This window comes from Lactobacillus sp. (assembly GCF_051893255.1).
Classification (GTDB): Bacteria; Bacillota; Bacilli; order Lactobacillales; family Lactobacillaceae; genus Lactobacillus.
This window is the reverse complement of the sequence record NZ_JBJFHB010000003.1, coordinates 1-10,868: the sequence shown is the minus strand read 5'-3', so window position 1 is coordinate 10,868 and position 10,868 is coordinate 1. Positions and strand designations below refer to the sequence as shown.

The window sequence follows — 10,868 nt, the reverse complement described above, 5'->3', positions numbered from 1 at the left end:
TTGTGTCAACCGGTCTGCTTATTCTGGAATTTCGCCCCCAAGTTGACTCAACCGGCCAACTTTTCCTGGGTTTTTGCCCCCGAAATGACTCAACCGGCCAACTTTTTCTGGATTTTTGCCCCCAAGTTGACTCAACCGGTCTGCTTTTTCTGGATTTTTGCCCCCAAGTTGACTCAACCGGTCTGCTTTTTTGGAAATTTTGCCCCCGGATTGACTCAACCAGACTCGGTTGACATACTTTGGGGGCAAATTTAGTTCAAAATTAGTCCGGTTGACATAGAATGGGGGCAATTTTTGTCAAAAATCAATCCGGTTGATATAGAATGGGGGCGATTTTGTCCCAAAATTAGTCCGGTTGACATAAAACGGGGGCGATTTTGGCCAAAATCAGAGTTGGTTGACATACTTTGGGGGCAATTTTTATCAAAAATCAATCCGGTTGATATAGAATGGGGGCAAATTTAGTCCAAAATCAGTCCGGTTGACATAAAATGGGGGCGATTTCGTCCCAAAATTAATCCGGTTGACATAGAACGGGGGGCAAGCCCCACCCAATAAAAAAGTTGACACGGTGTCACCGCTGTGCCTATAATAGTGACACAGTGTCACCGTAAACTACCACGAACCAACGCAACAGATCAACACACCACCCAAAGGAGGAACCCGCATGGTTAAAGCAACGTTCACCAATCTAAACGCGGACAAAAAGGCCGCCGTTATCGCGGCCCTGCTCAAGGAGTTCAGCGCCCATCCCTTGGCTGACGCCCAAGTGGCGCGGATCGTCCAAGACGCCGGCATCAGCCGCGGCTCTTTTTACAAATATTTCGACGACCTGACCGATGCCTACCAGTGCCTGTTCAGCCAGGCCATGCAGGACCTGCATACCGGCGTGGGCCACGCCAGCACCGCCGCTGACATTTACCAGACGACCAAGGACTTTATCACCAAGGCCCAAAACGGCCGCTACTATGATCTGATCCGCCTCCACTACATCTACAACGAGGCCTTTTTACCTCAACACCAGCCTAGAAAAAATCTTCCGCCGCGGGCCCTGGCCGCCATGGTCATCTCCCACGCCGCTATCCGCGAGTCCATGCTCGACCCGGACAACAGCCAGATCTATCTTGATGCAGAAAAAGTTGCCCTCGAGGCCGTCCTCAAGCACAACAAGTAAAGAAGGAATAAGCAAAATGTTTTTAGCAATTAAAGAAATCAAGCATGAAAAAATGCGCTACGGCTTGATCGTATTCATGATCTTTTTGATCTCCTACATGATCTTGGCCACCTGGGGTCTGGCTTACGGCCTGGCCCGGGAAAACACGGTGGCACTGGAAAACTGGCAGGCCAAGAGCGTCGTTTTAAACAAGAACGCCAACCTGTCCATGAACAGCTCCATCCTGACCAAGGATGACCTGAAAAAAATCGACCTAACCGACCAGGATGCCGTGGTTGGCGAAATCCAGGTCGTGCTTAAAAAGAAGGGCAAAACCGGCATCAATGCCCAGTACATGGGGGTGCGCAAGAGCGAATTTGCCTACAAGGAGCAAAAGCTGGTTTCTGGCCGCAAGGCAACGGGCAAGTACGAGGTAACCGCTGACGAAAGCCTGAAGAACAAGGGCTACAAGCTGGGCGACCAGGTGACCTTGAATGGGTCAAATCACAAGTACCAGATTGTCGGCTTTGTCCAAGATGCCAAGATCAACATCGAGCCGATCATTTACGGCTCCTTGGCTAATTGGAAAAAGCTGAAGAACGCCATGCCAACTATCGCCGCTTCCGGCGTCATCTCCAAGCGCAGCCGCAGCGTTAAGGGCAAAAATTACAAGTCTTACGGCATCAAGCAATTTATCCAAAAGTTGCCGGGCTACTCGGCCCAGAACTTGACCTTTGAACTGATGATTTCCTTCATGTTCATCATTTCGCTGATGATCGTCGGTGTCTTTTTATACATCTTGACCATCCAAAAGCTCCCGAACTACGCGGTCTTAAGAGCGCAAGGGGTGCCGGCCAAGACCCTGGTTTGGGCCACGATCAGCCAGAGTCTGCTCTTAACGGTTGCCGGCTTAGCCATTGCCCTCTTGGCCATCTGGGGCACGGCAGCAGCTATGCCGGCATCAGCACCAATGGCCTTTACCGGACAGATTTTTGCCGCGGCGATCGGCGGGATGCTGGCCATGGCCTTGATTGGCGGGCTGATTCCGGTCAAGACGATCCTGAAGATTGATCCAGTAGCAGCGATTGGGGGCTAAACGATGACAGCAGTTGAAATTAAAGACGTGAAAAAAGTCTACGGCAAAGGCGACGCCGCAACCGTGGCCTTAAAGGGCGTGAACTTTGAAGCCAACTTAGGCGAAGTGGTCCTTTTGATGGGGCCAAGTGGGGCGGGGAAGAGTACTCTGCTCACCATTATCGGGGCGCTGCAGTCGGCGACCAGCGGTACGGTCAAGATCGACGGGCAAGACATTACCCAGTTAAAGGAAAAAGACCGCAGCCGCCTGCGCCTGAACAAATTGGGCTTTGTCCTCCAGGCCTACAACCTGGTGCCGTATTTGACGGTGCAGGAGCAGTTCCAGCTTTTGGACCGGGTGAAAAAGTCCGGCAATCTCAGTCAAGCAGATCTGAAAGGATTGCTAGAAGACCTGGGCATCAGCGGGCTAGTCACCAAGTACCCTGGCGAACTGTCCGGTGGGCAAAAGCAGCGAGCAGCGATTGCCCGTGCCATGTACGCTAACCCGGAAATCCTGCTGGCCGATGAGCCAACAGCATCGCTGGACAGCGCCCGGGTGGAAGAAGTTGGTCAGCTTTTTAAAAAGCTTGCCAAGGACCGGCAAAAGGCGATTATCCTGGTCACCCATGACCCTCGACTGGAAAAATACGCTGACCACATCTACGATATGATGGATGGGCAGCTGACGCAAAGAAAATAAGTAATCTGAAGGCTCCGCGCAAGGCGCGGGGCCTTTTTTGACCAAATCCGCAGAAAATCGACCGAATTTGAATTCTTGAAAATAGTCAAAAGAAAAAGGGGTATAATTTTGACTAGAATTGAAAAATAAATAGTTGTAGTGATAAATGGAGCTGATCGGGATGGAAAAAATATCAGAAATTTACACAGGTGCAGCAAATGGAAGCTTTGAAGTAGGACAGTTGCTCTTTGAAGAAGGCGACTTTCATCTATATCTGACCCTGGATGAATTGGGCCGGAATGATTCGTTGCTGCTGATCAGAAAATCAGAAGTTAAGCAACTGGTTGATCAGTCAGAATATTTGACTGAGGTCTCGCGCCGCCGGGAACTGCTGAACCAAAAGGGCTTGGCTGATCCGTTTGATTTAAGCGCGAAAGTTAGACAACTTAAGCCAGACCAAGCAGTTGAAAGCTTCTTATCAATGCTGCCAGGCCAGGTCGTATATTTCGGCCTGGTAGGCAACGACTATCAACAATGGGGCTACCTTAAAGAAATTTCTGACGGGAAGTTTAGCTTTACAGCCTATCCAACTGTCAAATATCAGAACTTTACTGGGGAGGTCAAATTTAGCCAGATTCGGCGTTTAGCTGCCTTTTCTGGCGAATGGATCATGGATGATCCGAAGCTGAAAGAAGCTAACAGTCAAGTAGCCGATGGTTTCCACGAAGTTCATTTCAAAGCGGATGATTCCTTTGCGGTTGGTCAACTTTTGTGTGAAGATGACAATTACAGCCTATATTTGACCATTGACGAAGTCGGACGCGACGACTCCTTGATGCTAGTTAACAAGAAGGCTATTGATGAAGTGGTTGATCAATCAGCCTACCTCCAAGATATCACCCGCTGTCACCGGCAGCTGCTGGAAAAAAGCTTAGCTGATCCTTTCGAAATTTGTGATAAGGCTAAGCAAATTACGCAAGTAGCTGATTTTTGGCGCTTAGCTACAGGACAAGTTGTGTCTTTCGCTAAAGATGCTTGGGATGAGCCTAACTTCGGCCTTTTGAAAGATAAAGAAGGAGATGCGCTAACTTTAGCGCAATACCCATCTCATAAGTATGATACTTTTGCGAGCCAAGTTAACTTGACTGACGTTGATTACTTAGAAGCTTTTGACGGCGAATTGACCTTTGAAAGCACCATAAATAATAAGTCCTAGCAAATATTTTTGTATTTTTACCATAGCAATGGTAAAATAGTCCTTAGTGATGGCGCTTACATTACGAAGGAGGGCTTACAACTAAGGACGACACAGATGATTAGAATTACGAGATTGATTGATTTTTTAGCAAAAAGACCGAAACTAACCAGGGTTCTAGCTCCGGTTGCGGGAAAACTTTTTCCTCTAGAAGACGTTCAAGATGAGATTTTTGCCAGCAGGGGCTTAGGCGAGGGCTTTGCGGTCAAGCCTGAGAGCGACTTGATCTACGCACCGCTAGACGGGGTGGTTACCTCAATTTTCCCGACCAACCACGAGATCGGCATCCGGACCAAGGAAGGGCTGGACCTCTTGATCCACCTGGGCCTGAACACGATCGAACTGGCCGGGAGCGGCTGCGATATCTTGGTTGAGTCCGGGCAAGAGGTGAAAAGAGGGCAGCTCCTGGCGACCATGAACCGGCACTTGCTCGAAAAACTGGGCTATGATGACACGGTGGTCGTGACCTACACCAACGACTTTATTTTGAAGGGGCTGTCTTCTCCGACTTTCTTCAGGCAGATCAATGCCAAAGGGGCGGTTCAGACGATCAGCTACAATAATTAAATTAGAGATAAATAGAAAAGTCCAAAGCGGCACGAGCCGCTTTGGACTTTTTGTATTGGTAAAAATCTTTTTTACAAGTTAGGATCCATCTGGAAGCTGAGCGGGGAATCACCAGTCTGCTTGGTGATCAAGGTGCTGATCAGCTTGTTGTAGATGTCGGTTACCGTCTTAGCCATTTTGGCATTGGCTTCGTCAGCCAGGGCTGTGATTTCAGCTGGATCGGTCAAGCCGTGCAGCTTTTGATCGTATTCATAGCGCAGGCGGGTGACCTTTTCCTTGGCTTCAGTTTGAGTCGTGCTCAGGTCTTTACCGTACTTGTTCCAGTCCCGGTCGACTAGGACGCCGGCCAGCTTGAAAATCCAGTAGGCGGAGTTTGGGCTGTAGTCAACCTTGCCGTTGCCCCACATATAAGGCGTCTTGCTGCCTTGCGGGAAGAAGGGGATGTAGACGCTTTGGGCCGTAACCCCCATGGCCAGCCAGTGGTAGAGGTCTTCGCCGCAAACCTGCAAGAGGTGGGATTCTTGTGTCGTGGCCACGCCGATTGGCCGGAAAGTAGCCTGCCCAGCGTTCTTTGGGTTGGTTAGGTCGTAGTCGGTGTCAGAGTAGTGGCTGGCCAAGACGGTTTGCGCGTCTTGCACCGTGAGCGGCCGATCTGCTTTTTGCAAAAATGGCAGGTCAAAGGATTGCGGCTCCTGGTCAACGGATGGGGTCAGCAGCTTTTGCCCGTACCAGACCCGCGGGGTGTTGTAGTGGAGGTCGCTTTCGCTTCTCGTGCCAAAAATGTCCCGCCAGATAAAAGGCGCGTCTTTTGGCCAGAGGCGGTGGTCGTAAACGAAGGCTTCAAGGCCTTGAGAATAGAGGAAGTTGGCTGAGTCATTAAAGTCGATTTCCTGGATGGACAATTGGTTAGCGACGACCGTGTAAGAGTCGTCAGGGATGCGGCGAGCGACCCAGTGGTGGCCAGACCCGATTTCCATGTACCAGGCTTCGTCTTCATCGCCAAACAGGATACCGTTGGCTTCAGCGGCCCCTTTTTCCTCAACGATTTTGCCTAAAAGCTTAACCCCTTCTTGGGCCGTCTTCACGTAAGGTAAAACGACCGTAACCATGGCTTCTTCCAGGATCCCGGTTTCCGTTTCAAAAGGATCGATGGCCAAGATCCGCTCGTTAGCGTAGGCACTTTCGGTTGCGCTCATGGCCACGCGGTATTCGTTGATCCCGTCTTCTTCAAAAACGCCGTACTTCTTGGTCCATTCCGGCGTAGAAGAATAAGCGTAGGCGGTCTTTGGCAAGTCCAGGCTGAACTTGTTGCCGTGAGATTTAAAGACATTGCCTTCTGTTTCTACTCTTTGGTGGAAGGCCAGGTGCTTGGGCCAGGCGGTGCGGGAGTCTTCATTTCTGCCGATAATCACGCTGCCGTCAATGGTGGCCTTTTTCCCGATTAAGATTGAAGTACAAGATGATCGTCCAAGTGTTGTCATTTCTCTATCTCCTAAATCTATATTCATAAGTTGATTCTACCTTATTTCCCGCCAATCTGGAATCAATAAGATAGTAGAAGTTTTTGGCTAAAAACCTGTTTGCGGCGCAGGTTTGTGTTAAGATAGTAGGTAGGATGATAAGGGTTTTTTATAGCCTTCACTGCTTCAAATTATTATTATCGGGTAATGTTGGTGAATAAATTTACTCTTATATTTAGGAATGTATTTGTATAAAAGTCTAGAGATTGTAAGGTGGTTAGCGCAGTGATGGCTAGAAAAAAAGAAATTGACAGAGAGAAAATTTTAGATATTGCCTATAAAATCGCCTTAAAAGAAGGCATTGAAAACCTAACGGCAAGGAGCATTGCCGAGATCGGCCACTTTTCCACGCAGCCGATTTACCTGGAATTTAAAAATATGAAGGGCCTCAGAAAAGAAGTTCTGGAAAGGGTCCTTAACGATCTGCGCAGCCAGATCCTGCAAAAGACCTTCATTGGCAAGCCCCTTTACGATGTGGACCTGGCTTATTTGAAGTTCGCCCATGAGCACCGGAGTCTTTTTTCCACGATTTTCGTTAACGGGGAATTTGGCGATGACCTGATCCGGAATACCCTGATCGATTCGGTCAAAGACAAGCTGCACGAGCAGTTTGACCAGCCCTTCACTAAAGAAGAGGAGGCCAAGGTGATTGCCCTCAACTGGATCATCACCAACGGCCTAGCGGTCATGCTGGTCGATGGCTTGATTGACTACGATTCAGACCAGTTTGTTGAGGTGATCGACCGGCAATTGCGGACCGTGATGCCTGAGGGTAAGTAAGCCTTGTCATTGTTTGTAATTTTTTCACAAAAACCATGCTCAATCCTTTATGAATCCGGTATAATAAGGGTAGTAATGTAATTTTTGAAAGGTGGTTTTTATGAAGGTTTTAGCTCTTAATGGTTCTAATGCCGATAAATCCTACAATGGTATGTTGTTAAAGTATATTGCAAAGCACTTTGCAAGTAAGTATGACTTTGAATACGCAAGCGTGAAGGGCTTGCCAATGTTCAAGGAAGGCGAAGAAGACCCAGAGCCAGTTGCCAAGCTCAACGACCAAGTTGAAGCAGCTGACCTGGTTTTGATCGCCAGCCCTGAACAGCAGCACTCAGTTTCCAGCGCCTTGAAGAGCGCCTTGGAATGGCTGTCAACCAACACCCACCCCTTCAACGGCAAGCCAGTCGTAATCGTATCTACTTCACCACTGGCGCAAGGGGCAGCGCGGTCTCAAACCAAGTTAAAGACGATCCTGGCCTCCCCAGGCTTGCACCCAATCGTGTTCAACGATGATGAATTCATGATGGGCGGCGCTCCAAGCGATTTTGACGAAAACGGCGACTTGAAGGTCGAAGGCACGGTTAAGTTCTTGGACCACTTCTTTGACGAAGTTGATGCTTGGTACGCACAAGTAACGAAGTAGGGGGAATGAACATGAAATTAGTAGCTCTTGTAGGAACGAACGCTGACTTTTCTTTTAACCGCTTTTTGTGCCAATTTATTGCCAAAAAGTACGCTGATCAAGCTGACATCGAAGTGCTGGAAATCGCTGACTTGCCAGCTTTTTACAAGGAAGGGCAAGCTGACGAACGCGTAGCTGCCTTTAGAGACAAGATTGCGGCCGCTGACGGGGTGATCGTTTCCACTCCTGAATACGACCACGCAATTCCAGCAGCTTTGAAGAGTGCCTTGGAATGGCTGGGCAGCCACGCCGGCGCCAACGTAATGGCTATGAAGCCAACTTGCGTCGTTGGGGTTTCCCTTGGCGGTCAAGGTGCTTCTAGAGCCCAAGAAGATGCCCGCGAAATCTTGCTTTCTCCAGACATGACGGCTAACGTTTTGCCAGGCAACGAATTGTTGATTGGCCGGGCTTACACCACCTTCAACAAAGAAAGCGGCGAATTAGTCGACGCAGCTTCCTTGGCCCAATTGGACAAGGTGATGAACAACTTCTTTGACTTTGTAAAGCAAGCTCACAAGTAAAGCTGAAGATAAGGCGGATGACTTGACTATTCCGCCTTATTTTTTTATAAAAATGACAACGATTAAAAGCTGAAGGAAGAGACAGATGGACGCGAAGTTTTTACCCTTAAAATCAGTGCGCAATCCCCGCGATCTGGGCGGCTATGTCGGCGCGGACAGCCGCAAGATCAAAGACGGCCTGCTCCTGCGGACCGGGACGGTTTCCTGCATTACGCCTGAAGATGCGGCTTTTTTGCAGCGCTATGGGGTAAAGACCATCATCGACCTGCGGTCTCCCACTGAATGCTTGAACCGGCCAGACGTAGAAATTGCCGGAATCAAGGACCTCCACATCCCGGTCTCTAGCCGCGACCGGACCAAGGCGGGGGCCAGCTTAAGGGAACTGGCTGAGCTCTATAAGGCGGATCCTTTGGCCGGCTTTAAGCACATGCTGGGCACCTACCAGCGGATGGTGACGGCGGAGCATTCGCAGAAGGCTTTTCACCGGATCCTGACCTTTTTGGCCGAAACCGAGGGCGGAACGATTTTTCACTGCTCAGAAGGCAAGGACCGGACGGGGATGACGGCGGTGCTCTTGCTCTACCTGCTGGGCGTGGACGATGAGACCATCCGGCAGGACTACTTGGCGTCTGGCCCGGCCTTAAACGATTACCGGAAAAAGCGGGACGAAGAGGCGCGCGCCAATGGCGAAAGCCTGATTCAGCGGGCTAACTTGCGGTCTCTGGGCACGGTCAACAACGAGTACCTGGACAGCGCCTTGGTGGCGATTGAGCAAAATTATGGCGGTATGGAACGCTTTTTGGCTGAAGAAATCGGCGTCACGCCAGACTTGCGGCACAAGTTGCAGGAAAAGTATCTGGAAAAATAAGGGAATTTAGCTATGGGAATTATTAAATACATTTCAACCGATCAGGTGACGGCGACCCACGAAGCGATGGGGACCCACATCAGCCTGCAGATCTTCGGGGCCCGCGAAGACCCTGAGGGCATTTTGCAAAAAAGCTGCGACCTGATCGACCACTTTGAAGACATCTTGACGGTTAACCGCAAGCCTGACGACCCCAAGTACGGCTTGTCCGAAGTCACTCGGGTCAACGACGCGGCCGGCAAGGAACCAGTGCAGGTGTCCAGCGCCGTTTACGGCCTGATCAAGCTGGCGGTCCAGACCAGCCGGGAGAATTTTGGCTTCAACGCCTTGATCGGCCCGGTCGTCAAGCTCTGGTCCATCGGCTTTAAGGGGGCGCACGTGCCAAGCGATAGCGAGATCCAGGAAAAAATGGAGCTGATCGACCCTTGGCAGGTGGACTTAAACGACGATGACCATACCGTCTTTTTAAGAAAAGAAGGCATGGAGCTGGACCTGGGCGGGATCGCCAAGGGCTGGACGGCGGACCGCCTGCGCGACTTGTGGCGGGCCTACGGCGTCGAAGCCGGGATCATCAACCTGGGCGGCAACGTTTTGTTCGTCAACCCTTGTCCTAAGCGGGCTAACGGGATGTGGACCGTCGGCGTCCAGGATCCGATCAAGGTGCGGGGCGAAAACATCACGGCGGTGATGGTGCCGGAATGCTCCGTGGTGACGAGCGGGACTTACGAACGCTTCTTGGAAGTGGATGGGCACAAGTACCACCACTTGATCGACCCGCGGACCGGCTACCCGGTGGAAACGTCGGTAGCGGGCGTGACGACCTTTACCAAGAACTCAGTTGATGCGGAGATTGAGTGCAAGCGCTGCTTCTTTGCCGGTAAGCCGATCGACCGCTGGGTCAACAAGAAGCGGCTTGGCGCGGTTTACGTATACAACGACGAGCGCGTCGAGAAGGTTGGATTAGATTATTAGCGTGTTAGGTACGAGGCGCGGCCCCCTTGGGGGCTGCGCCTCTTTTGTTTTTGGTGTGTGTGGCAGGGTGCGCTGCGTGTGGGGGCGGTGGTCTGAGGTGGCGGGATGCCCCCGAAGTATGTCAACCAGCGCTGAAATTTCGCTTTTTTGCCCCCGAAGTATATCAACCGGCGCTGAAATTTCGATTTTTTGCCCCAAAGTATGTCAACCAGCGCTGAAAAGTTGCTTTTTTGCCCCCGAAGTATGTCAACCGGCGCTGGAATTTCGTATTTTTGCCCCCAAAGTATGTCAACCAGCGCTGGAAAGTTGCTTTTTTGCCCCCGAAGTATGTCAACCAGCGTCGGAATTTCGATTTTTCGCCCCCAAAGTATGTCAACCGGTGCTGGAATCTTGTGTTTTTGCCCCCAAAGTATGTCAACCAGTGCTGAAATTGCCCCCGAGTTAACTCAACCGGTTTGGGTTGACATAGATTGGGGGCAATTTTTAGAAAAAATTGGGTCGGTTGATATAAAACGGGGGCAATTTTTAGAAAAAATCAGGTCGGTTGATATAAAACGGGGGCAGATTTTAGGAAAAAGTGGTCCGGTTGACATACTTCGGGGGCAATTTTTAGAAAAAATCAGGTGGGTTGATATAAAACGGGGGCGAATTTTAGAAAAAATCAGATTGGTTGACATAGATCGGGGGCGAATTTTAGAAAAAATCAATTTGGTTGACATAGATTGGGGGACGGCTGCGCAAAACAATGTCAGCCGAGGTGATGATTTGCCCAAAATGATGTCAGCCGAAGTGATGATTTG

Annotated in this window: 12 protein-coding genes and 1 pseudogene; 12 read left to right on the top strand and 1 reads right to left on the bottom strand. The window is 50.2% G+C overall.

Annotated elements, in window-relative coordinates; translation table 11 throughout:
- The 6 genes and pseudogenes from ACI4WN_RS00175 to ACI4WN_RS00150 form a co-directional block, all read left to right on the top strand.
- Positions 1–233: pseudogene (locus ACI4WN_RS00175) on the top strand (hypothetical protein); the annotation flags it as partial.
- A gap of 434 nt (positions 234–667) precedes the next feature.
- Positions 668–1,174 carry a TetR/AcrR family transcriptional regulator gene (locus tag ACI4WN_RS00170; RefSeq protein ID WP_439776459.1) on the top strand — a complete coding sequence of 169 codons (507 nt, stop codon included), beginning with the start codon at positions 668–670 and terminating at the stop codon, positions 1,172–1,174.
- A gap of 16 nt (positions 1,175–1,190) precedes the next feature.
- Complete coding sequence (locus tag ACI4WN_RS00165; protein WP_439776458.1) at positions 1,191–2,249, top strand: ABC transporter permease; 1,059 nt, start codon at positions 1,191–1,193, stop codon at positions 2,247–2,249.
- A gap of 3 nt (positions 2,250–2,252) precedes the next feature.
- Positions 2,253–2,927, top strand: a complete 675-nt coding sequence (locus ACI4WN_RS00160) for an ABC transporter ATP-binding protein (protein WP_439776457.1) — start codon at positions 2,253–2,255, stop codon at positions 2,925–2,927.
- Positions 2,928–3,087: 160 nt separating this feature from the next.
- The gene (locus ACI4WN_RS00155) at positions 3,088–4,122 is read left to right on the top strand and encodes a hypothetical protein (protein ID WP_439776456.1); all 1,035 of its coding nucleotides are present in this window, start codon (positions 3,088–3,090) and stop codon (positions 4,120–4,122) included.
- Positions 4,123–4,218: 96 nt separating this feature from the next.
- Positions 4,219–4,728 (top strand): PTS sugar transporter subunit IIA, encoded by a 510-nt coding sequence (locus ACI4WN_RS00150; RefSeq protein WP_439776455.1) that lies wholly within the window; start codon positions 4,219–4,221, stop codon positions 4,726–4,728.
- A gap of 71 nt (positions 4,729–4,799) precedes the next feature.
- Here the strand turns inward: ACI4WN_RS00150 and ACI4WN_RS00145 are convergent, their stop codons facing one another.
- Entirely contained in the window at positions 4,800–6,209 is a 1,410-nt protein-coding gene (locus ACI4WN_RS00145) for a C69 family dipeptidase (RefSeq protein WP_439776454.1), read from the bottom strand.
- 264 nt (positions 6,210–6,473) lie between these two features.
- Here ACI4WN_RS00145 and ACI4WN_RS00140 point away from each other — a divergent pair, with 264 nt between their 5' ends.
- The 6 genes from ACI4WN_RS00140 to ACI4WN_RS00115 all read left to right on the top strand — a co-directional run.
- Positions 6,474–7,028, top strand: a complete 555-nt coding sequence (locus ACI4WN_RS00140) for a TetR/AcrR family transcriptional regulator (protein ID WP_439776453.1) — start codon at positions 6,474–6,476, stop codon at positions 7,026–7,028.
- A gap of 100 nt (positions 7,029–7,128) precedes the next feature.
- Positions 7,129–7,668 carry an NADPH-dependent FMN reductase gene (locus ACI4WN_RS00135; protein WP_439776452.1) on the top strand — a complete coding sequence of 180 codons (540 nt, stop codon included), beginning with the start codon at positions 7,129–7,131 and terminating at the stop codon, positions 7,666–7,668.
- A gap of 11 nt (positions 7,669–7,679) precedes the next feature.
- Positions 7,680–8,228 (top strand): NADPH-dependent FMN reductase, encoded by a 549-nt coding sequence (locus ACI4WN_RS00130; RefSeq protein WP_439776451.1) that lies wholly within the window; start codon positions 7,680–7,682, stop codon positions 8,226–8,228.
- An 85-nt stretch (positions 8,229–8,313) separates the two neighbouring features.
- Positions 8,314–9,096, top strand: coding sequence for a tyrosine-protein phosphatase (locus ACI4WN_RS00125; protein ID WP_439776450.1), 783 nt, complete (start codon positions 8,314–8,316; stop codon positions 9,094–9,096).
- A gap of 12 nt (positions 9,097–9,108) precedes the next feature.
- Positions 9,109–10,068 (top strand): FAD:protein FMN transferase, encoded by a 960-nt coding sequence (locus ACI4WN_RS00120; RefSeq protein WP_439776449.1) that lies wholly within the window; start codon positions 9,109–9,111, stop codon positions 10,066–10,068.
- Positions 10,069–10,437: 369 nt separating this feature from the next.
- A partial coding sequence (locus ACI4WN_RS00115; RefSeq protein WP_439776448.1) for a hypothetical protein occupies positions 10,438–10,868 on the top strand: 431 nt, incomplete at its 3' end.

Bases quoted from the DNA above. Each gene is read 5' to 3' on its own strand.
- ACI4WN_RS00170 (WP_439776459.1), top strand. From the start codon at position 668: ATGGTTAAAGCAACGTTCACCAATCTAAACGCGGACAAAAAGGCCGCC.
- ACI4WN_RS00165 (WP_439776458.1), top strand. From the start codon at position 1,191: ATGTTTTTAGCAATTAAAGAAATCAAGCATGAAAAAATGCGCTACGGC.
- ACI4WN_RS00160 (WP_439776457.1), top strand. From the start codon at position 2,253: ATGACAGCAGTTGAAATTAAAGACGTGAAAAAAGTCTACGGCAAAGGC.
- ACI4WN_RS00155 (WP_439776456.1), top strand. From the start codon at position 3,088: ATGGAAAAAATATCAGAAATTTACACAGGTGCAGCAAATGGAAGCTTT.
- ACI4WN_RS00150 (WP_439776455.1), top strand. From the start codon at position 4,219: ATGATTAGAATTACGAGATTGATTGATTTTTTAGCAAAAAGACCGAAA.
- ACI4WN_RS00145 (WP_439776454.1), bottom strand. From the start codon at position 6,209: ATGACAACACTTGGACGATCATCTTGTACTTCAATCTTAATCGGGAAA.
- ACI4WN_RS00135 (WP_439776452.1), top strand. From the start codon at position 7,129: ATGAAGGTTTTAGCTCTTAATGGTTCTAATGCCGATAAATCCTACAAT.
- ACI4WN_RS00130 (WP_439776451.1), top strand. From the start codon at position 7,680: ATGAAATTAGTAGCTCTTGTAGGAACGAACGCTGACTTTTCTTTTAAC.
- ACI4WN_RS00125 (WP_439776450.1), top strand. From the start codon at position 8,314: ATGGACGCGAAGTTTTTACCCTTAAAATCAGTGCGCAATCCCCGCGAT.
- ACI4WN_RS00120 (WP_439776449.1), top strand. From the start codon at position 9,109: ATGGGAATTATTAAATACATTTCAACCGATCAGGTGACGGCGACCCAC.